Origin of the sequence: Isorropodon fossajaponicum endosymbiont JTNG4, assembly GCF_016592615.1 — a bacterium.
Classification (GTDB): domain Bacteria; phylum Pseudomonadota; class Gammaproteobacteria; order PS1; family Pseudothioglobaceae; genus Ruthia.
The window spans coordinates 158,219-184,401 of record NZ_AP013043.1; the positions used below are offsets into that span (position 1 = coordinate 158,219).

Genomic DNA, 26,183 nt, shown 5'->3' on the forward strand with positions numbered 1-26,183 from the left:
TGATGGCTGTTGGTTTGGCAGGAACGGGGTTATATTAATATTGTAATAAAAAAGGAGGGCATAGCCCTCCTGTGTGTTAATCAGATAAAAATTGATTAAGAGAAAATGATTTGCTCGTCTTTGACATCGCCATGAATGGTTGAACCTGATAAAAATTCTCCAGCAAGGATTTTTTGCGATAAAGGATTTTCTAATAACTGTTGTATGGTGCGCTTGAGTGGTCTGGCGCCAAATACGGGGTCATAGCCCCTGTCAACAATCATACTGATGGCTGTGTCGCTCAATGTTAGTTTGAGATTAAGTTTGGCCAAGCGTGCTGATAAGATTTCAATTTGCCTGAGTGCAATGCCTTTGATTTGGGATTTTTCTAGCGTTTTAAAAATTACAATTTCATCAATACGATTGACAAACTCAGGTCTAAAGTGCTCGCTAACAATTTTAGAAAGTTCGCTAGATATATCCTTGCCTGGGTTTTTTTGAATCAAGTGTGAACCTAGGTTTGAAGTCATAATAATAACAGTATTTTTAAAATCAACCGTGCGACCTTGGCCATCCGTTAGGCGGCCATCATCCAGTACTTGCAATAGAATGTTAAATACGTCTGGATGGGCTTTTTCAATTTCATCCAGTAGAATGATTGAATAAGGTTTGCGACGTACAGCTTCAGTGAGCACACCACCTTGCTCATAGCCAACATAACCTGGTGGTGCACCAATCAAACGTGCAACCGAGTGTTTTTCCATAAACTCGCTCATATCAACACGGACAATGGCTTGTTCAGTATCAAATAAGAAGTCCGCTAAAGCTTTGGTGAGTTCAGTTTTACCCACACCAGTTGGTCCCATAAATAAAAATGAACCATCGGGGCGGTTAGGATCAGACAAGCCACTACGTGCACGACGTACGGCGTCAGAAATTACTTTAACGGCTTTGTCTTGACCCACTAGACGTTTGTGAATAATGCTCTCCATTTGCAGCAATTTGTCTTTTTCGCCTGTCATCATTTTATCCACAGGAATGCCTGTCCAACGGGCGACAATGTGGGCGATTTCATCCTCAGTCACTTTATTTCTAAGTAGGGTCATTTTCTGCGTATCAGCATTTTCAGCCACACTTATTTTTTGCTCTAACTCAGGGATGATGCCGTATTGAAGTTCACTCATTTTGGCTAAATCGTTATTACGATGCGCGCTTTCTAAATCGGCTTTTGCTTGTTCTAGTTCTTCTTTAAGATGGTGTGCACCTTGAACCACTAATTTTTCTTTTTTCCAAATTTCTTCCAAATCAGCGTACTCTTTTTCTAATGATTTAATCAACTCAACCAATTCTTTTAGTCGCGCTTTAGAAGCCTTATCTTTTTCTTTTTTAAGCGCCATGCGTTCAATTTTAAGTTGCACCAGTTTACGGTCAAGTTTGTCCATTGACTCTGGTTTTGAATCAATCTCCATGCGGATTTGTGAGGCGGCTTCGTCAATTAAATCAATGGCTTTATCTGGCAGTTGCCTGTCAGTAATGTATCTGGTTGAATAAGTGACAGCAGCGATAATGGCAGGATCGGTGATTTCTACACCATGATGCACCTCGTACTTTTCTTTAAGACCACGCAAAATAGCAATGGTGTCTTGTTCGGTTGGCTCGTCCACCAATACTTTTTGAAACCTGCGCTCTAAAGCGGCGTCTTTTTCAATATATTGGCGGTATTCATCTAATGTGGTGGCGCCCACGCAGTGTAAATCACCACGAGCCAGTGCTGGTTTTAGCATATTACCTGCATCCATAGCCCCGTCAGATTTGCCAGCACCAACCATGGTGTGCAACTCATCAATAAATAAAATGACTTGACCTTGTTCGGCTTCTAATTCTTTGAGCACGGCTTTTAATCGCTCTTCAAATTCACCTCGATATTTAGCACCTGCCACCAGTGCAGCCATGTCTAATGACAAGACACGCTTACCTTTAATGCCTTCAGGCACTTCGTTATTAATAATGCGTTGTGCCAAACCTTCAACAATCGCAGTTTTACCCACGCCAGGCTCGCCAATTAGTACTGGATTGTTTTTAGTACGGCGTTGTAAAACTTGAATAGCGCGGCGGATTTCACCATCACGACCAATCACAGGGTCAAGCTTGCCGTCAATGGCTAATTGGGTTAAATCTTGGGTGTATTTATTCAGTGCATCCCTGTTATTTTCTGCATTTTGGTCGTTCACGTTTTCACCTCCTCTAAGGCTGTTAATTGCTTGGTTTAAGCTATCCTCATTTGCACCAGCAACTTTTAATAGTTTTGTGGTTGTGTCATTGCCTTGAATGATAGCTAATAAGAATAGTTCAGTTGATAAATATGTATCGTTCTTATCAGTGGCTATTTTTTCAGCTGTGTTTAATAGGCGTAATAGATTTTGAGAAATATTAACATCACCATTTGGGTTGTTAATCGTGGCTAATGTATCAATTTCTTTATCAATTTCTTGTTTAAGTTTTTGAGTATCAATATTAGTGCTGGGCAGTAAATTACTAACACTACTATCGGTATTTTGTAACATGGCACTTAGAACGTGCACTGCTTCTATAGCACTATTATTTTTCGCAATAGCAATGGATTGTGCAGCGCCTAAGTCTTGTTGAAATTGGGCGGTTAGTTTATCAATATTCATAGGTTTGTCGTGTTTTTTATGATGTGTAATGGTTATCTATGGGATGATTAATGCATTTCAAGTACTAAAATAAAATATTATGTTAAATTTAGTGTTGTTCGAACCTGAAATACCCAACAATACTGGCGCTATTATTCGCCTATGTGCCAACATGGGTGCAAACCTGCACCTTATCAAACCTTATGGTTTTGAAATGGAGGATAAAAAATTACGCAGAGCAGGACTGGATTATAAAGAACTTATGTGTGTCAGTGAATATGACAATTTTGATGATTATTTGGAAAAGGCAAAACCTAAAAGGCTATTTGCAGTTAGTTCAAAAGTTAAAACTATTTATACAGATGTTAAGTATCAAGTGGGTGACTCACTGCTTTTAGGTCCAGAAACCAGAGGGCTTCCACAAGCCATATTAAATCAATATAAAGGCATTATTTTACCAATGCAAGATGGGTCTCGTAGTTTGAATTTGTCAAACTGTGCTTCTATTGTGGCATATGAAGCTTGGCGGCAAATCGGTTTTAAAGGGGCTAAGAGTGCTTAAATTTATTGTATTGATGTTATTTTCATCCATTGGCAAGTGCTAATAGTTGTGTGGTTTTGTTGTATCATCATTTTTCTGATGCCGCGCCTAAATCAACTAGTATTAGACCTAAATTATTTGAACAGCACTTGCAATATCTGCAGGCCAATGATTTTGAAGTGTTAAGTTTACAAACAATGTACGCGTTTGAATAATCATAACTTACCAAACAAATGCGTGGTTCTAACGGCTGATGATGCTTATCAATCAATTGCAGAAAATGCCTATCCGCTTTTACAAAAATATCAAATGTCAATGAGTGTTTTTGTGGCAACAGATTCAATTGACCGTAAATACAAAGCAATGATGACTTGGCAAAAAATGCGTGATACTCAAGGTAAAACGATGGCATTTTATAACCATGGTACTAGCCATGCACATTTTCTTGATTTGAACAAAGCGCAAATTAAGATGCAAATTAAGCAAGCACAAAACCGACTCAATCAAGAGCTAGGTAAGGTTGATAAAATCTTTGCTTATCCTTATGGTGAGTCTAATTTAGATATTTTAAAACAAATAAAAAATATGGGTTATGTTGCTTTTGGTCAGCATTCTGGCGTTGTGTCAACGACTAGTAATTTATAAAACCTGCCACGCTTTCCTATGGCGGCAAACTATGCCAAAATGGATGCTTTTAAACTCAAAATCAGTACCTTGCCAATGCCAATAGTGGAAAATAAAATAAACCCTATTGTTACTAACAAAAATCCGCCTATACTTTAGACTGACTTTTAAAAACCCATTGACAAAATCAGCAAAAGAAAAGTTAAATTGTTTTGCTGATAGTGGGGTAAAAATTCATTGGGAAAATGATAAAAAAGTCTCTATTGTAGCGCAAAAACCGCTTATTAATAGGCGTTCAAAATACAATTGCACAATGTTTAACCAAGAAAAAAATAGCTACTATTGGTATAGCATTTAGTGGATTAAACCCGAAGTTGACCAATAAGTTGACCAATGGCGTATTTGATATAATGATGCTTTTTTAACTTAGGATAGGCAAATGAAATTACCAATTGTTTTAGTCGTTTATTTAATATTTTTCAGCAACACTTATGCAAATATGAATAGTGATAGTATTGTTTCGATACATACAGGCTCGTACCTCAAATATATAGTACCTTCTGGAGACGATTTTACTGAAAAATTCGCTAATGATTTTTTTGACATAGAAATACGGGTTAATGATGATAGCGTTGCATTCCAAAAAATAATCATTGGCACATTTAAAAATAGTGAAAATAATAGATGTATATTATTGGGTGTACAAAAAAATTGGAAACACCTTGGTAAAAGACTTATATTTGAAGGCGTTTATGCTTATGCTGGGGAGTTCTTTTTTGGTGATTTTTCCCATTGCGGAGATGATGGGGTTTATGCAAAGATAAAAAAGCAACAGGATCAGGCTTTGTGCCATATAGTTATCATGGCCTAGAATATGATTTAAATAAAAATATTAGTATTGAGGGAGGGTTTATACTTGTGGCAACTATTCAGTTTCATTTTTAACAGATTTTTGATTATTAATCTAATTTTGTTAAGTTGTAGGTGTTACTAAAATCTTTAATATTGAGCACTTTTTTACCTGAAAGTTGTAAGGTTTCCAGACTTAGTGCACCATCTCCAGTGGCAACAATACACGCCTCTTTGTTGTGCTTAATAATACTGCCTGGGTTGTGATTGCTGTCGGCCATTACTACAGAGGCGGATAAAATACGTAGAACTTTAGTATCAAATCTATTACTTGATGCATGGGCTTGGGCAATAGGATAGGGGTTAAATGCTCTAATTTGTCGATTAATTTGTATTGCACTTTGAGTCCAATCAATCCAGGCCTCGTCTTTTTTGAGTTTTTTGGCATAAGTGATGTTGTTTTCACTTTGCATTGTTGGCGATAAATTATCAAGATTATTCAAAGCTTCAATAATAGTATTAGAGCCAAGTTTGGACAGTTTGTCATGTAGAGATTGGGCTGTATCAGTGAGTGTGATTGGACAGGTTTTTTCAAGTAAGATATCACCCGTATCTAAACCCTCATTCATTTGCATGATATCAATGCCTGTGGTTTTATCACCTGCCAAAATTGCACGCTGAATAGGTGCTGCGCCACGCCAACGTGGTAATAATGAGCCGTGGATATTAAGGCAACCATATTTGGGTGTATTGAGGATTTTAGCAGGTAATATTTGCCCGTAAGCCACTACTACTATCACATCTGCATTGAGTTTTGCTAAGACTTGTTGGGTTTTGTCATCTTTTAAGTTTTCAGGTTGAAAAACGTTTAAGTTATGTTCTAATGCTTTTACTTTAACAGGGCAAGCTGTTAACACTCTTCCGCGACCCTTGGGTCGATCGGGTTGGCAATATACGCCAACAATATCATGTTTGGCGTTAATGAGCGCTGCTAATATACCTATCGAAAACTCAGGCGTGCCTGCAAAGACAATGCGCATCCTGAAAGAAGTACTTTTTTGGTGCATTATTTTAAAGTTTTTCTTGCTATTTTGATGGCTTGTTTGACTTGGTTGGGACTGGTTGCACCTAAGTGATTGCGTGCATTTAATGAGCCTTCTAGTGAGAGCATCTCAAATACATCGTTTTTAATGCGACTATCAAAGGTTTGTAACTCTTCCAAGCTAAGCTCGCTTAAATCTTTTTGGTGCACAATACCGTAAGCAACTGATTTTCCAACCACTTCGTGTGCATCTCTAAAGGGCAAACCTTTGTTAACTAAATAATCAGCTAAATCAGTGGCTGTGGTGTAGCCTTGTTTGGTCGAGTTATACATATTATCACGCTTGATTTGAATGGTTGGTACCATGTCTGCAAACACACGTAAACAGGCTTTTAAAGTGTCAACTGTATCAAATAATGGTTCTTTGTCTTCTTGATTGTCTTTGTTATAAGCCAGTGGTTGAGATTTCATAATCGTAAGCAGTGAGGTTAAATTGCCATATACGCGACCTGTTTTTCCGCGAACCAATTCGGGCACATCTGGGTTTTTCTTTTGTGGCATGATGGATGAGCCTGTGCAAAAACTATCAGGCAATTCGATAAAATTAAACTGTGCACTTGACCATAAAATTAACTCTTCTGAAAAACGTGAAAGATGCATCATAATGATGCTTGCTGCGGATAAAAACTCAATGGAAAAATCTCGATCACTAACGCCATCAAGTGAATTAAGACAAATGCGTTCAAAGCCTAATAATTCAGCTGTATGCGTGCGGTTAATTGGATAAGTAGTGCCTGCTAATGCAGCTGAACCTAGTGGCATTGAGTTGATGCGCTTGCGACAATCAAATAGACGTTCTACATCACGCGCTAACATTTCAAAATAAGCCATCATATGATGGCCAAAACTGACGGGTTGTGCAGCTTGAAGATGGGTAAAGCCAGGCATAATTGTACTTGTCTCTTTTTCAGCTAAATCAACTAGTGCCAGTTGTAAGCGCTTAATCTCGTTAGTAATATCATCGACTTGGTTGCGTAAATAAAGGCGAGTGTCAGTTGCAATTTGATCATTACGAGAACGCCCTGTGTGTAGTTTTTTACCTACATCGCCAATCATTTTAACCAGACGTGCCTCAATATTCATATGTACATCTTCAAGTGTTACTGACCACTTAAATTCACCAGTTTTGATGTCACTTAGAATTTTCTCGAGACCTTTAATAATTTGATTTTTTTCATTTTCAGTAAGCAAACCAACTTCTTGTAACATAGTGGCATGAGCAATTGAGCCTTGAATGTCATAAGGTGCTAAAATCTTGTCAAAGAATATTGATGCGCCAAAAATTTTAACAAATTCATCTGTTGGTTCACTAAAACGTCCACCCCAAGATTGATTGGTTTGTGTTGTTTGCCTAGACGCCTCTTTGGAGGCTACTGTGTGTTGCTTATGTTGTGTGTCGTTCGTCATAATTCTGCCTTTAATTGTCGTTTAAGTTTAGTGATTGATTTGTCAATCACCTTGTCAAGCTCAGTCCAATAATAATCCATGCTAGGCACGCCAATTATTTTACCTAAGTTTGCACCATAATTATCCATAAGAAATATTGTAGGGTAAAAATTAATGCCATTTTGAAAGGCAAATCTACCGTGATTGGTGTCGTTATTGTAAAAATCCTTCATATCTTTTAGTGTGCCAGCATTAACATGGCGAATGATGACTTTGTTTTTATATTCATCCAATTCATTCATTGGTGCAATGACTTCTTGTTTGACTTTTTGACAATAAGGACAGTTAGGAATAGAAAACATTATTAAAATAGGCGTTTCGTTTTTACGCACCAACTGAGCATCTTCTAAGAGGTTTTTTGCCAGCGGTAGTGCTAAATCTTGCGACGTAGCAAAATTAGAAACAAGCACAAGCAGTAATAGATAAAATCGAAACATGGGCCTATTTTAATATAAACTCTTTTAACCATGAACAAAACCCTAAAAATTGCAACTCGACAATCTCCATTGGCATTATGGCAAGCACAGCATGTTAAAACTAGACTGGAAAAAACCTATCCTAATCTAACAGTTGTTTTGGTAGAAATGACCACCAAGGGCGATCAAATTTTAAACTCGCCCTTGTCAAAAATTGGTGGCAAGGGTTTGTTTATTAAAGAATTAGAGGTTAGTATGATAAAGGACATGGCTGATATTGCTGTGCATTCTATGAAAGACGTGCCTTATGAAATATCACAAGGATTTGAGTTAGGGGCAATTTTAAAACGCGAAAATCCCTTTGATGCCTTTGTTTCCAATAATTTTTCTAGCATTGATGACTTGCCACAAAATGCTAAAGTTGGTACTTGTTCAATGCGCCGTATTGTACAACTTAAAGCCATCCGCCCTGATTTAAAAATCCTAGATTTGCGTGGTAATGTCAATACTCGATTAAAAAAATTAGATGAAGGCGAGTTTGATGGCATCATTCTTGCCTGTGCAGGGCTTATTCGTCTAAGACTTGAGAGTCGAATCAAACAACAAATTTCTGACCAGCAAAGCTTGCCTGCCGTAGGACAAGGTGCAGTGGGTATTGAAATTCGTGAAAATGATACAGAAATCTTAGATTTAATTAAGCCTTTGATTGATATTGAAACCACCTATAGAGTAAGCGCAGAGCGAGCCATGAATGCACGCCTTGAGGGTGGCTGCTCGGTACCGATTGCAGGCTTTGCTTTGATTGATAATGAGCAAATAACGCTAACGGGCTTGGTGGGTAATGTTGATACTGGTGTGATATTAAAAGAGCAAGTTTTGGGTCATGTTTCTCAAGCAGAGGCTTTGGGTGTTGAATTGGCAAACAAACTCATATCACTAGGTGCTAAAGATATTTTAAAAGGTTAAAGAATGAACACGCCACCTGATTTAAAGATGTTGTCTAAATTATCAGGCTGGACAATGCTTGATGGTAAATTGCATCAAACTTTTGTTTTTGCTGATTTTGCCCAAGCTTTTGGTTTTATAACCCAGGTTGTTATGAAGGCCTCGATGATGAATCATCACCCACAGTGGTCAAATGTTTATACAACCGTTGTGATTGATTTAATCACACATAGTGAAGGCCCAATTAGACGTTGAGTTAGCTACTAAAATTAGTGGTATTTTTAACCATATGAGCAAGTGAGCATGTTGAGATTTATTGAGAAGAATTTTTTTATTATCGTGCAACGCATTGGTTTGTTGTTTGCGCTGGTTTCATTAATAGCCGTTATTGCACTAGGCGTGGTTAGTTATGAAAAAATTAACACACAAGTTAGTGACGAGATTGAAAATCCAGTGGTTGATTTTGACCAATATCAAAACTCACGCGCACCAACCAACAATATTAAGATTTATTTAGATGTCAATCAATCATTAAAGCAAGATGAACAGAATAGTTTTGAGCGTGAGTTTGATAAATATACTCAGCAAATTATTAACCATTTACAGCAGTTGCCTGATGAAGTTATTAATATGCAGCACAGAATAAAAATCTTGCCTAAAATTAAGTCCAATCCTTATACAAAAACGTTGCAATTGGCTTATGTGCAATCTTTAGAGAAATTAATCAAACAAGCAAGCACTTAACACTGAAAATAACCAAATTAATATTGAGGATTTATTACACTGGCATGATCAAATGTTTGCTCAACAAGTCAACCAGAAAACACAGGGCAATCTATTAAAAATGGGTACGGTTAAAACTTAGCAAATGATAGGCTTTATTGCTCTAGGCATGGCCGCCGCTGTCGCTTTGGGAATTTTTATTATGTTTGTGATGATGTTGGCCATGCTACGCATTGAACAAAATACTAGAAAATAAACCTCTTAGTTATTCTAAAATTATTAGCACTTTTGGTGCGTTAGTATTGGTTGCATTTCTTAAATTAGGTGTGGCTTTAATGGTGCCAGGTATGGGTGCGTAAATTTTGTATTTTTTCAGTTCAATTTCAGCAATTTTGATTTTGATATTGTGCGCTTCTAACTCGCGTTTGGCTTTGTCAAAAACCAATTGTATGATTTCTAAATCCCTATGTGAAGAAACTAGGCGGTCATATAACTCCTGTGTTTGTTGAAGATCCAACTGCTTGTCATCAAAATTTTGCTGGTAGGTTTTCTGTAGTGCTTTTAGGTAGTCCAGCTCTAGTTTTGCTTGTGCATTGTCAATTTGTACCAGTAAATCGCCTTGTTTAACAGAACTTCCAATAGATTTAATCATGGTAATTTCACCAGAAACCAGTGGGTATATTTCTAATGCTGCTGTATTCATACTAATAAATACTAGCAAAATCATCGATTTAATCTTCATGGTGTCTCTCCTGTAAGTAAGGCAAGTTTTTCAAAAGTAATCACAAAATCAAATTGGTTTTTGGCTAATTTGTATTCCGTATTAGTGAACTGAGTGAGTGCATCTCCAATATCGCTTTCCAACTCCATTTCATAATGTGCTCTAGCACGTTCAAGGTATAAATCACGATAATCAAGTTCAGTGGTAAGTGATGTTTGTATTTGTTTTAACTCGTTAAGCGTGAGCCAAAGCATAAGCACTTGTGAGGATAAATTTTGTTTAAATTGTTTAATATCCAGTTCAGCTTGCTTGGCTTGCATGCCAAGTTTTGTAATGGTTTGTTGTCTGGTGGTGTTATTGCCAAGTGGCATGGTTAAATTAATGCCAAAGCGTAATTTTCCATTTTTTTCACGCGAATAGGCCTGTTCGCCTATTCTAACGTTACCCTTAATCACAACACCATAATCGTTTTTGTGGTTGCTAATTTGATGCTTGATTGAGGATAAATCTCGGCGCATGATTTGTAGCCTGGTGTTATTTTTAAATGTATTTTCTCTTAACTCATCAAGTGATGTAAAAGGTTTAGAAAAATAATATTTTAATTCAGGTTTGGTTAAATCATCAGGGCGATTCTCATAGTTAATGCCTAGAATATCTGCTAATTTTGCACGCTTAAGAATTTGCTCAGCCTCAACTTTTATGCGCTTACTAACATCTAATTGGGTAATGGCTTGCTTTTCAAGTAACTCCACCTCTGATGCTTTATTAATGTCAAAGTCATCTTGTACATTATTTGCTCGAATGGCAGAAATTGCCAAACGTTCAAGCATGGTTTCAAGTTGCATATCAACTAAAACCACATCAAAAAAACGACGCATAATATCAATGTTTTTTTCTTTTTTCAGGTTGGCTAGGTTTTGTTTGGCATTAGCAATTGTTTGTTGAGCGGTATTAATGCCAAGTTCAGAACTTTGTTCAAATAGAGTTTTTTCAAGGCGAATAAATGTATATGAGTCATCAACATTATCAGAGTATTGATCTCTTTGTGCTAGTTGCAAATCCAAGCTGGCTTTCAAATCAAAATTGGATTGAGCAACTAGCAAATCAATCAAATCTGTGCTGATGATTAATTGTTGTTTTTGCACTTCAAGGCTTTGATTTTTTCCGATTTCAAGTGCTTGTTCTAAGCTTAATGGATTGGGTATTTCGATTGCTATAACAAATGACGACAGCAACACAAGAAACTCAAAAATTCCAGTATGCTTGCCCAAAATTCTTTTGATTAAAACGAGATTAATTAAGAGTTTTATCTGATGATGGATGGTTAATAAAATCACCGATATTTGCGTTTGTGGCGTATAAACCTTTCGTTTTTGTAAGCCTTTTCAACAAAATATTTTGCCAGCAGTAAGAAATCTTTTTCATTGGCAAATCCTGTGCGCCGCACCATACGTTTGCCATTTAAATCAAAAAAAGCAAGTACGGGCGTAGCGCCCACTAGATTGTGGCGTTTGGCAAAGATTTTTTCTAAGACGTCATTGCCGTTAAAATCAGTCAAATTCACGCTAGATTCTATGTCAACTTCAAAGTTTAAAAAATGTTGTTTAAAGTAGTCAATAACAGGCTTTTGGCCAAGTACGTTGCGTCGCATTTTTTGGCAAAATGGGCATTCTTCCATGTGAAAAAAAATAAAAATTCCATCTTTTTTAGCGTCAATGGCATCGTCTAAATTTTCAGAATAGTCATTAAAATGCTGATCAAAAAAAGTATGACCATCTGCTGCATATGTAGAATAAGAGCAAATAAATACTAGTAATAAATAAAGAATTTTTTTCATAAAACGCCCCAAGTTTTCAATCATTGTATCATTTAATCAAACAAAGCGTTAATGAATTGCTTGGGTTGAAAGACTTTAAGATCATCAATCCCTTCACCTATGCCAATATAACGAATAGGCAAATTAAGCTCACCAGCAATTGCAAATAAAACTCCGCCCTTGGCAGTGCCATCTAGTTTAGTGATGCTAATGCCGCTTAGAGTAACTGCTTTGTTAAATTCTTTAGCTTGATTGATAGCGTTTTGTCCTGACCCGCCGTCAATAATTAGCATGGTTTCATGCGGTGCATTTGCATTTTGTTTGGCAATGACGCGTTTAATTTTGGCCAGTTCTTGCATGAGGTTGTCTTGCGTGTGTAATCGTCCTGCCGTGTCAGCAATTAAGATGTCAATATTCTTAGCTTGTGCTGATTGGTAGGCATCAAAGATAACCGAAGCTGCATCAGCACCTGTTGTTTGTGCAATCACGGGTATTTGATTACGCTCGCCCCATACTTTAAGTTGTTCAACAGCTGCAGCGCGGAAGGTATCGCCTGCTGCTAACATAACCGACTTACCTTGATTTTGAAAAGATTTTGCTAACTTGCCAATCAAGGTGGTTTTACCAGCACCATTAACACCCACGACTAGAATAACAAAAGTTTCATTAATATTAGTATTAAGCTGGTTATCTTCAATCAGTAATTTGCCCAATTCATCTTTTAAGAATTGATATAAGCTTTCAGCATCTTTTAGGGTTTTCCTAGAGGCATTTTTACGTACAGATTCTAGTATTTTATCTGTGGTATTAATGCCAACATCAGCAGTGATTAATACCACCTCTAGTGCTTCTAATAAACCCTCATTAATTTCTTTTTTACCTAATAATAAAGAAGATAAGCCAGACCCTAACTTTTGTCTAGATTTATCTAAGCGTTGTCTTAATGAAGTCGGCTTGTCTGCATCTAAACCTTCTGATTTTGACTGATTTTTTTTTAAAAAATTAAACATAGCAATTCAAGTATAAAAAAATTAATTTTACTATTCTTTATTTTTTTCAAAGTGAAACTTTGCATATTTGACAACGTATAATAAAATCAGTGCTCTTGGCAATATAAATGATGAAAAAAAATGACTGACATACCACGTAACCGATGAGGCTCACTATCTTAATCGGCGTAACTTTATTAAACAAAGTGCACGCTTAGGTGTGGGCTTGGCCAAGTTCAGCAGAAGGGGTTGCAAGGTGGTGGCTTGTCTGACAAGATGATATCAACCAATTATGGCAAGGAACTGATGCTACATTCTTTCAAAGAAATTACCAATTATAATAATTTTTATGAATTTGGTACTGGCAAGCGCGATCCAGCAAAAAATGTCCATACTTTAAAACCCAAGCCTTGGCATATCAAAGTTTCTGGTGAATGCTTAAAGCAGGGTGATTACGATTTAGAGGATTTTATTGCGCCTTATCAACTGGAAGAGCGCATTTATCGCTTTAGTTGTGTAGAGGCTTGGTCGATGGCTATTCCTTGGGTGGGTGTGCCGTTAGCAAGTGTGCTTAAAACTTTTCAACTTACCTCAAAAGCAAAATATGTGGCGTTCAAAACTTTGTTTGATAAAACACAAATACCATGGTAAAAGCGACCTACTTTGGACCGGCTTTATATTGAAGGATTAACAATTGCTGAGGCAATGAACCCTTTGAGCTTATTAGCAGTGGGTTTATATGGCAAAACATTGCCCAACCAAAATGGTGCACCACTACGTTTAGTTGGGCCTTGGAAGTATGGTTTTAAAAATATTAAATCGATTGTTTCAATTCATTTTCAAGAAACCGTACCACTCAATACTTGGCAAGATCAAGCTTCTAGTGAATATGGATTTTATGCCAATGTTAATCCAGCCGTGGATCATCCACGTTGGTCACAAGCATGTGAACGCGTGATTGGCATAGGAAGTTTTTTCTCACCAGAAAAATACAAGACTGAATTGTTTAACGGCTATGGTAATGAAGTTGCGCATTTATACACAGGGCTTGATTTGGTTAAGAATTTTTAATTTATATATGGCTCTTTTTGGCAAAAGCCATTGTTGTTTGTACTACTCTTAACGCCTTTTTTTGTTATTGTTGTCTGATGTGCTTTTAGGTCATTTAATTGACCCTATTGAGGAGATTACCAATCCAACAGGGCAATGAGCACTAAGGTTTTTGCTATTTAGTTTGTTGATAACACCGTTAAATAAAATACTACCTTTTTCATTGATTAAATATCGTCGAATGATTGGTGTGTTTAGCTTTTTTTATGCTTGTTTGCATTTGAGTATTTACTTAATTGATCAAAATTTTGAGTTTCAATTAGTGCTTGCAGATGTGATGAAACGACCTTATACAACCATTGGTTTTAGTGCCTTTATTTTGTTGTTTTTATTGGCAATTACCTCAACTAATAAAATGGTGCGTCGTTTAGGCAAGCGTTGGAAAAAGTTACATAAATCTATTTATTTGATTATTATATTGGTTATTGTGCATTTTTATTGGCAGGCAAAATCGTCTATGGATATTGAACCGATGATTTATAGCTTGATTGCGTCGCCGCTACTTGGTTTTAGGATTAATTGGAAAAGATGGTTAAATTCATAGCGTATATTACCTTATTCATTCACCACTTGGCATTTTCTGAAGGATTGGGTAGCTCAAATGTGAGTATGGCAGTGCTTGATAATGGCTTTAAAATTATTATTAAAACTGACCGTCGTGCGCCTGTGTTTATCTCTCAACTTTGGTATAAAGTGGGTGCTAGTGATGAATCTCAACCCATAACAGGCATCTCGCACATGCTTGAGCATATGATGTTTAAGGGTTCACGCGTATATAAATCAGGTGAGTTCTCGCGTATTATTGCGCGTAATGGTGGCGATGAAAATGCGTTTACCTCGAAGGATTACACCGCTTATTATCAAAAAATGCATCAATCAAAATTAGAGCTTGCCATTAAGATGGAGGCGGATAGAATGCGTCATTTGAGTTTTTCTGATGCTGAGCTAACCAAGGAAAGACAAGTGGTGATTGAAGAACGCAGGTTGCGTGTGGAAGATAATCCTAGTGCAAGGGTGTATGAAAATTTACGACTAATTTCTTTTGATTCAAAAGGCGCTTATCATGCGCCCATTATTGGCTTTCAAGCAGATATAGAAAATTATCATTTGTCTGATTTGCGCCATTGGTATGAAACCTATTATGCACCTAATAATGCAACGCTGGTTGTGGTAGGTGATGTTAATCCAAAGCGTGTGATTGAATACGCAACCCGATATTTTGGTGAATATAAGGCGAATCCAAATATTGATAATCATAAAAATAGACCCTCTATTGCACTTAATAAACAATCACGAGTGCTCAAGCTTAAGGCTGAATTGCCATTTTACGCAATGAGTTTTCATGTACCAAGCTTGGTCACAACGAGCAGTGAAGACAAGGCATATCAACTAGAAATGTTGGCTTATATTTTAGACAATGTCTTATCAAAAGCATTAATTAGAAGTCAACAAATAGTGTCAGGCATTAGTGTGGGTTATCGATTGTATGATAAATTTGATACTTTGTTCACTATTAGTTTTGTTCCTGCACAAGGGATTAGTAATCAAAACATCCTTCAAATGATAAAAACTCAAGTAAAAGCGTTGATTGAAAAGCCACATTTAATTGGGACCGAATTAAGGCGTACCAAGGTACAACTGGAGGCTGATTTTATTTTTGAACAAGACCAAATCTCTACCCAGTCATACTACTTGGGCGTGCTCTCTAGTGTAGGATTGGGGGTTGATCAGTTGTTAAATTATGTAGATAGAATGAATCAAGTAAGCACTCAAGATGTGGCTAATGTTGCTAAGCAGTATTTAGATTTTGATACGCTTAATTATGTTGAGTTGATACCACAAGGCATTAAATGAAATTTCTAATTATTTTATTGTTATTGACAACTCAAGCACAAGCCAAGTTAAATATTATGCACTGGATAACGCCTGAAGGTGCTAAAGTGTTGTTTGCACAAACCCAAGACTTGCCCATGCTTGATATTGCCTTAAATTTTGATGCGGCTAGTTCTAGAGATGGTGCTAAATTTGGCTTGGCAACTTTAACTAATAGCTTGTTGGGTACGGCGAGTAAATATCATTCACAGGAGCAAATTATTGAACTGTTTGAATCGGTAGGTGCGCAATTCTCCACGCATTCTTTAAAAGATATGGCAATTGTTTCATTGCGTACGTTAACACGTCAAGATAATTTACAAGTAGCGTTAGATACATTAACTGAAGTTGTTACTCAACCAGTGTTTAAGCATAAATATTTAAACCGTGAAAAGAAACAAACCTTGCGTTCAATTAAAGCCATTAAACAATCGCCTGCTTCAATAGCATCACTTGCTTTTGATAAAGCGGTTTTTGCTGGACATCCTTACGGGCATACAAAAATTGGCACCAAAATATCGCTTGCTAATATTTCTACCCTTGATTTGGCTCAACACTACCAGACATATTATGTGGCCAAAAATTTGACCATTGCTTTGGTGGGTAATATTAGCAAAACTAAAGCCAAACAAATTGCTAGACAAATCTCCCATGGCTTAAACAGTGGCAAAAAAGCCCAAAGCAATCCACTTGTTAAAGGGCTTAAAAAATCACAAAATATTCATATTGAATTTCCATCTAAGCAAACACATTTGTTAATAGGACAAACGGGTATTAATCGGACACATCCTGATTATTATTCGTTATATTTAGGCAATCATATTTTGGGTGGTAGCGGACTAACCTCCATTCTAAGTGGTGAAATTCGTGAGCAAAAAGGTTTGGCCTATTCGGTGGTGAGTTATTTTACTAAGATGAGGTCAAATGGTTTTTTCTTAGTAAAATTGCAAACCAAAAACGACCAAGCCGACCAAGCCCAAAAAATTGCCATTAAAACACTGAAAAGCTTTTTAAATCATCCAGTTAGTAGTCAGCAACTGCAAGATGGCAAAGACAATATCATTGGCGGTTTTGCCCTAGAAACGGCGAGCAATGCAAGTATTTTAACGTACTTGTCAATCATTGGTTTTTACGACCTGTCTTTTGATTATTTAAGTCGTTTTACTGATAAAATAAAAAACATTAGTGCCAAAGATATTCAAATGGCGTTTAGTCGACTAATCGATATGGATAAGTTCATTATTTTAAGTGTTGGGCAAACTCAATAGAAAAAGCATTATGAACACAAGTGAATTACTTTTTTCTTATGGAACCTTGCAAAATACACCAGTGCAATTAGAAACATTTGGGCGTGTGTTAGAGGGTTATGCAGATCAATTATTGGACTATCAATTGCGTCGTGTAAAAATTGAAGATGCATCGGTTGTTGAATTAAGTGGTAAAACTTATCATCCAATTGCTGTTCCTAGTGTGGGCGATTGTGTTGATGGTGTGGTGTTTAAAATAACGCAAACAGAGCTGTTTACATCTGATCAATATGAAGTAGATGCCTATCAACGTATTAAAGGTAAGTTTCAATCTGGGCAAGATGCTTGGGTATATGTTAAGGCTTAGACATAATGAAAGGGCTTTTTAATACTGAAAATCAAAAGACAATAAGCCATTCTCAATGGTCAAACCGAGGTGTGTTTTTACTGGCTGCAATTGGCTCAGCTGTAGGATTGGGTAATATTTGGAAGTTCCCTTATATCGTAGGTGAAAATGGTGGCGGGGCGTTTGTGTTGTTTTGGTGGGTGTGCCTGTTTTAATTGCTGAGATAGCATTAGGAAAAAGTGCACAAAGTAACCCAGTGTCAGCATTTTCAAATTTGGCGGCGGACTTGCAAGGCAAATCGTTTTCTGGCGTTATTTAGCTATGCGGAGATTTATTTCTGGGTTTTTAATTTTATCGTTTTATTCAGTAGTTGCTGGTTGGTCACTAGAGTATTTAAGCGTGTTTATTCAAAATGATTTATTGGGTAGTGATGCCAAGGCAGTAGAACAATACTTTACGCAATTATTGACCAGTCCTAATACGTTACTATTGTGGCACAGTGTTTTTATGTTATTAACCGTTGCTATTGTTGCACGTGGCGTTCGCAAGGGGATTGAAAAAATCATCACCTGGTCAATGCCAATTTTGTTTGTTATTTTGGTACTATATGCCACTCAATTAGAAGGCTTTTCTAAGGCCTTTGATTATTTGTTTGTTGCTGATTTTTCTAAATTAACCACTGATAGAGTTTTGATTGCATTGGGGCATAGTTTCTTTACCTTATCTTTAGGTATGGGGGCGGATGATGGTATATGGCTCTTATTTGCAAAAAGACATACCTGTTGTTAAATTATCATTCATGATTGCCATTGTTGATACTTTGGTAGCACTGATGGCTGGATTGGCGATTTTCCCACTGATTTTTACTTATGGATTGGAAAGTGCTTCTAGCTAGCCCCTCTTTATTGTTTATTTCATTGCCCAATGCGTCGCTAAATTTGCCATTTGGACAGTTTTTTGGCATTGCTTTTTTCTTCTTATTGTTAATTGCTGCTTTGTCTTCTGCGATTTCAATCTTAGAGCCGGTGGCTTCTGTTGTTCAGCAAAAAACACGCCTGTCTAGATATTTTGTTACTTATTTGATTGGTAGTATTGTTTGGCTAATTGGTGTTGGTGCTTTATTGGCGTTCAATGATTGGTCTGATGCTTACCTGCTAGGGGAAAGAAATATTTTTGATAGTCTGGATTATGTAGCCACTAATATTTTATTACCATTGGGGGTTTTGGTATTAGTATATTTGCTGTATGGGTTGTTGCTAAACAGGCCAACACTAGGAAATTACTTGGTATTTCAGATTTAAAGTATCCAATATGGCGTATTAGTGCTGGCATTACTGTACCGATTGTTATTGGCATTATTGCTTGGCATGGCCTAGGTTAAAAGTAATTTTTGAAAACGGTACTACAAAAGAACTTTTTCAATATGTACTGATTTTATAAAATCTTTCTGCCAATGTTTGCCAAATTCTTGCTCAGCAATCAGTTCAACTGGATAAATAGGCTCAATATTGGTTGAGGCTTTATAGCGGGCGATAAACCTTGTCGACAGGCAAGGCAGGTGGTGAGCATTTTTATAGGTTTGTTTGACTCAATACCAACCAAGTCTTTTTTAATTCCAGTTTCTTTTTTAAATTTAACTTGCTTGGCAACGTCTGCTCGTGCGACGGCAAAAGTGCTTGCCTCGCCACAACAACGATCATTGCTAATAACGTTTTGATTAACTAATTCAGAGATGACTTTTTTAGAATCATTAGATTTGATTGGATCATGACAAGGCGTATGATAAAGGTATTGCTCATCTGTTGCGTTTAATTTAATATTGTGTTCTAGTAGGTATTCGTGAATATCCGTTAAGGTAGACTCTTTAAAAAATATCATTAAGTTCATAAGTGAGTAATTGGTCAATACAAGTACCACAAGAGGTTAAAACATGCTTAATATCTAAATAGTTAAGTGTATTTGCCATACGGTGAAATAAAATACGATTATCAGTAGAGATGGCTTTTTGCCTTTAGCCTCGTCCTGCGGATAGCCACAACACAGATAGCTTGATGGTAAAACCACTTTGATGCCTTGATGATAAAGCATGCAATGGTTGCCAGGCTAATTTGAGAGTAAAGACGCTCAGAGCCACAACCAGGAAAATAAAAAACACTGGGTGAGTCGGCGTTGGATTTTTCTGGACGTGAAAGAATAGGCACGGTGTTAGCATCATTAATATTGAGCAGTTCACGCATAGGTGCCAGCCCAGTGTCCATAGGTAACGGTTTGTCTAATAAAGTAATAAGTTCAACTTTAAAACTGGGTTTGCCCACGGTTTTATTAGGCTTTTTATGCAAAAAAGGTTGCGCCATTCTTGAGACAATATTTTGCACTTTATAGCTAAAATCAATCAATACTTTTTTGGTTAATTTAATCTGCCAAGGTTGGGTTATGTTGAGACAAGCCATTGAGGCTTTTGAGGCGATATTGGTGCGACGTTTTTTTTGCTTGATTAAGATAGACCTCATCTTAATAGAGACATCGCCAAAATCAATATTCACTGGACAAGGGCTTGAACATTTATGGCAAATGGTGCAATGATCAGCGATATCGTCAAATTCATCAAAATGGTTAACAGAGATGCCACGCCTGGTTTTCTCTTTGTATAAAAAAGCTTCAGAGATAAGATTGGTGCCAATAATTTTATCGCGTGGTGAGTATAAAAGATTGGCCTCTGGCACGTGCGTGGTGCAAACATCTTTGCACTTGCCACAACGCAGGCATGATTTAACCATGTTATTAATTTCACCAATTTCACTATTTTCAAGGATTAATGCTTCTTATTCAACAAGGCGTAATGACGGGGTAAAGGCATTATTCAACCCACTACCTGGCATTAATTTTCCTTTGTTGAAGTGATTATTTGGGTCAATTTTTGCCTTATATTGGGTAAATGCTTGCTTGAATTCGTCGGATAAATATTGGTATTTAGTCAAGCCAATACCGTGTTCACCAGAGACAACCCCACCAAGACTTGAGGCCAAATGCATAATCTCATCCACCACAGATTCAGCTTTATGTAGCATTTTTGTATTGTGAGAATGTACTGGAACGTTGGTATGTACATTGCCATCGCCAGCGTGCATATGTGCGGCAACAAATAAACGCACTTCACGATATTTCTGATGAATTACTCTGGCTTGGTTGCGAATATCAATAAAGACATCACCCATGAGCAAATCATCAAGCGGGTGAGCGAATTCATTAATGTAGGAAATCACAACCTGTGCTGCTTGTATCTGTTTTAAGACTTTTTGCTCATTAAGACGATTAAGTAAATCTAGCCATTGATTGCTGATTTGATTCAACAGTATTAAGGAAGAAGTAATTTTGTCTTTAATAAGGTTGCTTTCCGGTTTGAGACTTTCAAAGCAGGCTTTAATTTCAGCCAAAGTATCAATTTTATTGCCAATAGACAAACGGATATTAATATGCTCAATACCGTCGTTATAGTCTGCCAATTTGTCCAGTGGAATAACCACATCTTCATTGATTTTAAAAGCGTTAGTGTGGGCGGCAATGGCAGCAGTATTGGAGCGGTCTTTCCAAAATATTTTTCTTTTGTTGAATGGTTTAGCAATAAAGCATTCACCATCACGGGTTTTTACTTTTTCTATTTGAGTGTCAAGTGAGTGCTGATTATTAGCACTAATATCGATTAGCAATATCATTTTTTCGGCAACTGAGACTTATTGGCTTTTGTGCGGTATAATGCATGGCTTTAATATAGCGCGCACCTAGGTGTTCCATGCCAATAAGATCAACATCAGTATTGCTACCAACACTATTTTTAATATCAATAATGGTTAATACTGCTGCTTTTAAATCATGACCAAAGAATTCTAAGCATAGCGTGTTAATATGCTCTAAAGGTTGATGAAAGATAAATTCAGCAGAAGTAATAAACCCATCGCAACCTTCTTTTTGAATGCCCAGCAGTCCATCTAAAAATTTGTTGGTAACATCTTTACCCAACCCACTTTTACGCATATGATTAGTATCGATGGTCAAGGTTTTGGTTTTGATGATGGTTTGTGCATCATCTTTAAGTGTGTGTATTTCAAAACTTACTTTATCAAGCAGTTGGATTTTGTCTTGATTGTGATTCAGGCGTTTTACTTGCAACCATGAGCTATCTGGCATGACCATTTTCCAAGACAACAAGTTGTCAATTGTTGTACCCCATCTTAGGGCTTTTTCCCTCCTGCATTCATAGCAATATTACCACCAATCGTGCAAGCATCTTGAGAAGTTGGATCAACTGCAAATACTAAGCTGTGCTGACTGGCTTAATTCACTAACGCGCTTGGTAACCACGCCTGCACCAACATTGACGCTATGTATATCGTTAGCGGTGTTTATATTATCGATAAAGCTGAGTTTTTCAGTATTAATAACAGCAGCTTGTGTATTTAGTGGAATGACACCACCACGAGGAATGATGGTTAAGCCTAGGTGGGTGCAGGTTTTAACAATGTTTAATATTTCTTGTTCGGTATCTGGCGTGATGACCACGCTGGGATATTCCACCCGCCAATCGGTCGCATCAGTTGAATGCGAGGCGCGCGATAAAGCATCAAAACGAATGTTATTATTATGTGTCACCTTAAGCAGAGCTTTTTTAATGCGCTGCTTGTTGTTTTTAAAATCGCTCAAACAATGCTTGAAATGACTCACTGCAATATCTGCCTGATTAAGAAACTTGATGACTTGTACGTTATTATCAGCTCGTGCTTTGATTGATTCTAGGCGTGAATATAGCGTTTGTATGAGCGTTCGCCAACGACGCTTGTTTTTAATTAAATCTTCCTGTAAATAAGGGTTTCGATTAACCACCCACATATCGCCAAGCACTTCAAATAGCATTCTAGCACTTCGACCTGTATTGCGATTTTGGCGCAGTTGGGGTTGAGTAAATCCCAAGCATCAGCGCCTAAAAAACGACATACAATTTCTTTGTCAGAAAAAGAGGTGTAGTTGTAGGGAATCTCGCGATATTGTTTCAATTGAAAATTAATTGAAAGTAGATTTATTTTACTATAATGGGTGCTTTGAATGCTGTATGTTTAACCCAAAGGGGCTTTAAAAAAGTGGAGATTGTATGTTGTGGATAAAAGCTTTTCATATTATTAGTGTGATTACTTGGCTTGCAGCGCTATTTTATTTGCCGCGTCTTTTTGTTTATCACTCAATGAGTAAAGACAAACCTAGTATTGAACGTTTTAAAGTGATGGAGCGTAAGCTTTATAAAGGCATTATGATGCCGAGCTTTATCCTAGCTAGTGCGCTAGGATTATGGATGACTATTGAAAGTTGGGCATATTATTCAACTCAATATTGGCTGCATGTTAAATTATTATTGGTAGTATTGTTGATTGCACACCATTTTTATTGTGGCTATTTAGTGGGTGTTTTTAAGGCTGATAAAAACACCCACTCTCATATATTTTATCGTTGGTTTAATGAGTTTCCTGTGCTGATATTGGTGAGTGTTGTTATCCTAGTTGTGGTTAGGCCGTTTTAGTTATTTTTGCGTTAACTTTAAGTAACTTTCAGCCAATGCTTCGTAGATTGGTGGCGTGGATATTTGTTTAGACACCCAATTGGCGATAAAGGCAATAATCAGCGCTGGAATGAGTAAATTAAGTGCATTTGTCATCTCTAAAATAACAAATGCACTAGTCAGTGGCGCTCTAATAACAGCACTTAAGTAAGCAACCATCGCCATAATGATAATAATTTGCGGGCTGATTTGTGAATAATAATGCCCCACTTCACTACCAATACTAGCACCAATAGAAATACTAGGCATGAACAAACCACCAGGAATGGTGGAGGCTAGAGAACTTAGCGTTGATAGATATTTCATCACAAAAAAATCACCACCCAGCTGATGTCCAGCTAACATTAATAACACTTCTTCACGACCAGAGCCTGCAATTTGACCTTTAGAAAAGTAGTTGAATAACGCAATAATTAAACCTAATATTAAGGCAACCACGATAACTTTGGTTTTGGTGTGCACCATGAATTTTTTAATTAAGTAAAGAATGGTTTTTGAGAATAAACCACCCAAAATGCCAGAAAATATCGCTAATGGTAGTAGTTGCCAAATTAATGTCAAATCAATAAAATAAGCTGACATATCACTTAAGTAGACATCATTACCACGATATATAATTGCCAATAAGTAAACCAATCCACCCATGATGGCGATTAAAACCAGTGCTTGTTTTTTGAGTTGACGACCTATCTCTTCAAAGCTAAATAAAAAACCCGCAATTGGTGCATTAAAGGCGACAATAAGCCCAGCACTACCACCAATTGCAATAAGTGAATGGATAAGCAGTCTGCGTTTGAATTTAATAAATTGATTAAAGCCAAAAAATATTGAGCCACCAATATGAATGCTAGGTCCTTCAATGCCGATAGGCGCACCACCAAGCATAACCATAAAAATAAGTACAATTTTTCCAATTGCCACCCTAAATGACAAGAGCTTTTCACGTATGGATTTATTACGAGAATCATTAGCAGCAATTAATTGTGGAATGCCACTGCCTTGAACATAATGGCAAAAATACTTGGCAATATAAACAATCAATACAAATACAACAGGTGTAATGGCAAAGCTTAAATAAGGTTTTGAGGCAATTAAATGTTTGAATGTGTGTTGAGCATAATCACTAGAAGTGAGGAAAAAATCAATAGCAATAACAGTAATAATACTGCTCAGTATCAAGGATATGTAGGTTTTTAGTTCATTAGGGAGTTGGTGCGAGAGATATCTTTTCAACTAAACAGTCCAGTTGATAAATAACGATCGCCCCGATCGCAAACAATAGTAACAATGATGGCATTGTTAATTTGTTTGGATAGCTCAATAGCTGCCGATACAGCGCCACCAGAGGATACGCCAGCAAAAATACCTTCTATTGTTGCTAAGTCCCGTGTGGTTTGTTCTGCTGAAGTTTGTGAAATATCCATGATAGTATCCACCTTAGAGCGATCAAAGATTTTTGGCAAGTATGCTTTTGGCCAACGGCGAATGCCAGCAATTTGCGCACCATCCTCAGGCTGTACGCCAATAATTTGAATGGCTGGATTTTTTGACTTCAAACTATCTGATACACCCATAATCGTGCCAGTCGTTCCCATAGCGGAGACAAAATGGGTGATTGAGCCTTGTGTATCTTGCCAAATTTCTTGTGCAGTTGTATTGATATGAGCATTTGGATTGTCTGGGTTAGAAAATTGGTCAAGCTGTTTACCCTTGCCTTGCTTTTCCATTTTATCAGCCAAATCTCTAGCACCCTCCATGCCTTCATCTTTAGTTACTAAGATAAGTTGAGCGCCATAAGCACTCATGGCATCGCGCCTTTCTTGTGAAAGATGATCAGGCATGATTAAAATCATTTTATAACCCTTAATGGCTGCTACCATGGCAAGTGCAATACCAGTGTTACCACTGGTGGCTTCAATTAAGGTATCACCAGGGGATATTTCACCCCGCTTTTCACTATTTAAAACCATGTTAAGTGCAGCCCTATCTTTAACCGAGCCTGCAGGGTTGTTACCTTCTAGTTTGAGCAAGATGGTGTTTGATGAGTTGGAATTGAGCCGCTTAAGTTTGACTAAGGGTGTATTGCCAATGGTCTGCTCAATGGTTTTGAATGTCATCACTTTTTAGTTAAAATCACATGTTTTTTAAAATAGCGTTTTTGACTTCGCTCATCACTGGGTTGATGTTAATCATTTGATTGGTGCAATGTGAAATTGCTGTGTCAGGGTCTTTTAAGCCATGACCTGTTAAAGTACATACAATTTTAGAACCGTTTGCAATTTTGCCATTTTTAATATCACGCATTGCACCTGCTAATGAAGTTGCCGAAGCAGGTTCGCAGAAAATACCTTCTTTTTCAGTGAGTAATTTTTGTGTGTTTAGAATTTCTTCATCGGTTAATGAATCAAACCAGCCACCTGATTCTTTTTCAACTTTATGTGCCAAGTCCCAACTTTGGGGATGGCCAATACGAATGGCAGTTGCAATGGTTTCGGGGCTGTCTATCATCGCGCCTTTAATAAAAGGTGCGCAGCCTGCTGCTTGATAGCCAACCATTTTAGGCGTATTATTTGTCTTGCCCTCTTTATAATATTCTGTATATCCCATCCAATGGGCTGAAATATTCCCTGCATTACCCACAGGTAGGCAGTGATAATCTGGCGCGCAGCCAAGCTCTTCTATAATTTCAAAAGCAGCAGTTTTTTGACCTTGTAGGCGAAATGGATTAATTGAATTAACAATGGATACCGGCGCATGTTCAGCCACCTCTTTAACCAAACGCATGCCATCGTCAAAGTTACCTTTGATTTGAATGATAACAGCATCATGAATCATTGCTTGTGCTAATTTACCCAGTGCAATTTTTCCTTCAGGAATCAGTACAAAGGCCTTAATACCAGCACGCGCAGCGTAAGCCGCAGCAGATGCTGAGGTGTTGCCTGTAGAGGCGCAAATAATTGCTTTAGAACCAGATTCTACCGCTTTGGTAACTGTCATGGTCATGCCGCGGTCTTTAAATGAACCTGTGGGGTTTAGACCTTCGTATTTGATATAAATATTAACATCTTTACCTAGTTCTTTAGGAATATTTTCTAGCCGAATGAGTGGCGTATTTCCCTCGCCTAAACTAATAATTCGGGTATTGTCATCTACAGGAAGTCTATCTTTATAGCGTTCAATTAAGCCGGTATATCTCAT

Annotated in this window: 26 protein-coding genes and 2 pseudogenes; 16 read left to right on the plus strand and 12 right to left on the minus strand. The window is 37.2% G+C overall.

Features of this window, described 5'->3' with window-relative positions:
* Positions 1 to 95: 95 nt before the first annotated feature.
* Complete coding sequence (gene clpB / locus CVFO_RS00900; RefSeq protein ID WP_201339725.1) at positions 96 to 2,654, minus strand: ATP-dependent chaperone ClpB; 2,559 nt, start codon at positions 2,652 to 2,654, stop codon at positions 96 to 98.
* A gap of 79 nt (positions 2,655 to 2,733) precedes the next feature.
* On the opposite strand from clpB, the gene CVFO_RS00905 reads away from it, so the two are divergent.
* The 3 genes from CVFO_RS00905 (at position 2,734) to CVFO_RS00915 (ending at position 4,669) form a co-directional block, all read left to right on the plus strand.
* Positions 2,734 to 3,195 (plus strand): tRNA (cytidine(34)-2'-O)-methyltransferase, encoded by a 462-nt coding sequence (locus CVFO_RS00905; protein WP_201339726.1) that lies wholly within the window; start codon positions 2,734 to 2,736, stop codon positions 3,193 to 3,195.
* Between the two features lie 186 nt (positions 3,196 to 3,381).
* Positions 3,382 to 3,819 (plus strand): polysaccharide deacetylase family protein, encoded by a 438-nt coding sequence (locus CVFO_RS00910; protein WP_201339727.1) that lies wholly within the window; start codon positions 3,382 to 3,384, stop codon positions 3,817 to 3,819.
* A 418-nt stretch (positions 3,820 to 4,237) separates the two neighbouring features.
* A complete protein-coding gene (locus CVFO_RS00915; protein ID WP_201339728.1) occupies positions 4,238 to 4,669 on the plus strand; it encodes a hypothetical protein in 432 nt (143 codons plus the stop codon).
* A gap of 88 nt (positions 4,670 to 4,757) precedes the next feature.
* Here CVFO_RS00915 and fmt read toward each other — a convergent pair whose 3' ends face one another.
* The 3 genes from fmt to CVFO_RS00930 are packed head-to-tail and all read right to left on the minus strand — an operon-like array spanning position 4,758 to position 7,632.
* Positions 4,758 to 5,687: a methionyl-tRNA formyltransferase gene (gene fmt / locus CVFO_RS00920; RefSeq protein ID WP_201339729.1), complete on the minus strand. Its 930-nt coding sequence runs from the start codon at positions 5,685 to 5,687 to the stop codon at positions 4,758 to 4,760.
* A gap of 26 nt (positions 5,688 to 5,713) precedes the next feature.
* A complete protein-coding gene (gene argH / locus CVFO_RS00925; RefSeq protein WP_201339730.1) occupies positions 5,714 to 7,156 on the minus strand; it encodes an argininosuccinate lyase in 1,443 nt (480 codons plus the stop codon).
* Positions 7,153 to 7,632: a thioredoxin family protein gene (locus CVFO_RS00930; RefSeq protein WP_201339731.1), complete on the minus strand. Its 480-nt coding sequence runs from the start codon at positions 7,630 to 7,632 to the stop codon at positions 7,153 to 7,155. The genes argH and CVFO_RS00930 overlap by 4 nt, the downstream gene beginning before the upstream one ends.
* 30 nt (positions 7,633 to 7,662) lie before the next feature.
* Between CVFO_RS00930 and hemC the strand changes: the two genes are divergently transcribed.
* Genes hemC through CVFO_RS00945 form a run of 3 tightly spaced genes read left to right on the plus strand, consistent with a single transcriptional unit; the run spans position 7,663 to position 9,300 of the window.
* On the plus strand, positions 7,663 to 8,577 hold the full coding sequence (gene hemC, locus CVFO_RS00935) for a hydroxymethylbilane synthase (RefSeq protein ID WP_201339732.1): 915 nt from the start codon (positions 7,663 to 7,665) through the stop codon (positions 8,575 to 8,577).
* 3 nt (positions 8,578 to 8,580) lie between these two features.
* Positions 8,581 to 8,811 carry a 4a-hydroxytetrahydrobiopterin dehydratase gene (locus tag CVFO_RS00940; RefSeq protein ID WP_225879288.1) on the plus strand — a complete coding sequence of 77 codons (231 nt, stop codon included), beginning with the start codon at positions 8,581 to 8,583 and terminating at the stop codon, positions 8,809 to 8,811.
* Between the two features lie 48 nt (positions 8,812 to 8,859).
* Complete coding sequence (locus CVFO_RS00945; protein WP_201339733.1) at positions 8,860 to 9,300, plus strand: hypothetical protein; 441 nt, start codon at positions 8,860 to 8,862, stop codon at positions 9,298 to 9,300.
* Between the two features lie 244 nt (positions 9,301 to 9,544).
* Here the strand turns inward: CVFO_RS00945 and CVFO_RS00950 are convergent, their stop codons facing one another.
* From CVFO_RS00950 to ftsY, 4 genes are all read right to left on the minus strand, one after another.
* Entirely contained in the window at positions 9,545 to 10,021 is a 477-nt protein-coding gene (locus CVFO_RS00950) for an efflux RND transporter periplasmic adaptor subunit (RefSeq protein WP_201339734.1), read from the minus strand.
* Positions 10,018 to 11,238, minus strand: a complete 1,221-nt coding sequence (locus tag CVFO_RS00955; protein ID WP_201339735.1) for a TolC family protein — start codon at positions 11,236 to 11,238, stop codon at positions 10,018 to 10,020. The genes CVFO_RS00950 and CVFO_RS00955 overlap by 4 nt, the downstream gene beginning before the upstream one ends.
* Before the next feature lie 95 nt (positions 11,239 to 11,333).
* Complete coding sequence (locus CVFO_RS00960) at positions 11,334 to 11,837, minus strand: thioredoxin family protein (protein WP_201339736.1); 504 nt, start codon at positions 11,835 to 11,837, stop codon at positions 11,334 to 11,336.
* Between the two features lie 32 nt (positions 11,838 to 11,869).
* Positions 11,870 to 12,826 carry a signal recognition particle-docking protein FtsY gene (ftsY, locus tag CVFO_RS00965; RefSeq protein ID WP_201339737.1) on the minus strand — a complete coding sequence of 319 codons (957 nt, stop codon included), beginning with the start codon at positions 12,824 to 12,826 and terminating at the stop codon, positions 11,870 to 11,872.
* A gap of 285 nt (positions 12,827 to 13,111) precedes the next feature.
* On the opposite strand from ftsY, the pseudogene msrP reads away from it, so the two are divergent.
* The 9 genes and pseudogenes from msrP (at position 13,112) to CVFO_RS01005 (ending at position 18,681) form a co-directional block, all read left to right on the plus strand.
* Positions 13,112 to 13,876, plus strand: a pseudogene (msrP, locus tag CVFO_RS00970) (protein-methionine-sulfoxide reductase catalytic subunit MsrP).
* A gap of 166 nt (positions 13,877 to 14,042) precedes the next feature.
* On the plus strand, positions 14,043 to 14,459 hold the full coding sequence (msrQ, locus tag CVFO_RS00975; RefSeq protein ID WP_201339738.1) for a protein-methionine-sulfoxide reductase heme-binding subunit MsrQ: 417 nt from the start codon (positions 14,043 to 14,045) through the stop codon (positions 14,457 to 14,459).
* Positions 14,444 to 15,769, plus strand: coding sequence for a M16 family metallopeptidase (locus CVFO_RS00980; RefSeq protein WP_201339739.1), 1,326 nt, complete (start codon positions 14,444 to 14,446; stop codon positions 15,767 to 15,769). The genes msrQ and CVFO_RS00980 overlap by 16 nt, the downstream gene beginning before the upstream one ends.
* On the plus strand, positions 15,766 to 17,055 hold the full coding sequence (locus tag CVFO_RS00985; protein ID WP_201339740.1) for a M16 family metallopeptidase: 1,290 nt from the start codon (positions 15,766 to 15,768) through the stop codon (positions 17,053 to 17,055). The genes CVFO_RS00980 and CVFO_RS00985 overlap by 4 nt, the downstream gene beginning before the upstream one ends.
* Before the next feature lie 10 nt (positions 17,056 to 17,065).
* Positions 17,066 to 17,401 carry a gamma-glutamylcyclotransferase family protein gene (locus tag CVFO_RS00990; protein ID WP_201339741.1) on the plus strand — a complete coding sequence of 112 codons (336 nt, stop codon included), beginning with the start codon at positions 17,066 to 17,068 and terminating at the stop codon, positions 17,399 to 17,401.
* Positions 17,402 to 17,406: 5 nt separating this feature from the next.
* The gene (locus CVFO_RS00995) at positions 17,407 to 17,595 is read left to right on the plus strand and encodes a hypothetical protein (protein WP_201339742.1); all 189 of its coding nucleotides are present in this window, start codon (positions 17,407 to 17,409) and stop codon (positions 17,593 to 17,595) included.
* Positions 17,596 to 17,701: 106 nt separating this feature from the next.
* Positions 17,702 to 18,169: an SLC5/6 family protein gene (locus CVFO_RS01000; protein ID WP_201339743.1), complete on the plus strand. Its 468-nt coding sequence runs from the start codon at positions 17,702 to 17,704 to the stop codon at positions 18,167 to 18,169.
* Positions 18,144 to 18,275, plus strand: a complete 132-nt coding sequence (locus tag CVFO_RS09075; RefSeq protein ID WP_281064406.1) for a hypothetical protein — start codon at positions 18,144 to 18,146, stop codon at positions 18,273 to 18,275. Before CVFO_RS01000 ends, CVFO_RS09075 begins: the two co-directional genes overlap by 26 nt.
* Before the next feature lie 10 nt (positions 18,276 to 18,285).
* Positions 18,286 to 18,681: an SLC5/6 family protein gene (locus tag CVFO_RS01005; protein WP_201339744.1), complete on the plus strand. Its 396-nt coding sequence runs from the start codon at positions 18,286 to 18,288 to the stop codon at positions 18,679 to 18,681.
* Positions 18,682 to 18,782: 101 nt separating this feature from the next.
* Here CVFO_RS01005 and CVFO_RS01010 read toward each other — a convergent pair.
* Positions 18,783 to 22,440 (minus strand): annotated as a pseudogene (locus tag CVFO_RS01010) (DUF3683 domain-containing protein).
* 83 nt (positions 22,441 to 22,523) lie between these two features.
* Between CVFO_RS01010 and CVFO_RS01015 the strand changes: the two are divergent.
* The gene (locus tag CVFO_RS01015; RefSeq protein WP_201339745.1) at positions 22,524 to 22,946 is read left to right on the plus strand and encodes a CopD family protein; all 423 of its coding nucleotides are present in this window, start codon (positions 22,524 to 22,526) and stop codon (positions 22,944 to 22,946) included.
* Here CVFO_RS01015 and CVFO_RS01020 read toward each other — a convergent pair whose 3' ends face one another.
* Genes CVFO_RS01020 through thrC form a run of 3 tightly spaced genes read right to left on the minus strand, consistent with a single transcriptional unit; the run spans position 22,947 to position 26,183 of the window.
* On the minus strand, positions 22,947 to 24,218 hold the full coding sequence (locus tag CVFO_RS01020) for a chloride channel protein (RefSeq protein ID WP_201339746.1): 1,272 nt from the start codon (positions 24,216 to 24,218) through the stop codon (positions 22,947 to 22,949).
* The gene (gene cysM, locus CVFO_RS01025; protein WP_201339747.1) at positions 24,215 to 25,102 is read right to left on the minus strand and encodes a cysteine synthase CysM; all 888 of its coding nucleotides are present in this window, start codon (positions 25,100 to 25,102) and stop codon (positions 24,215 to 24,217) included. Before cysM ends, CVFO_RS01020 begins: the two co-directional genes overlap by 4 nt.
* 16 nt (positions 25,103 to 25,118) lie before the next feature.
* Positions 25,119 to 26,183 carry a threonine synthase gene (gene thrC, locus CVFO_RS01030; protein WP_201339748.1) on the minus strand — a complete coding sequence of 355 codons (1,065 nt, stop codon included), beginning with the start codon at positions 26,181 to 26,183 and terminating at the stop codon, positions 25,119 to 25,121.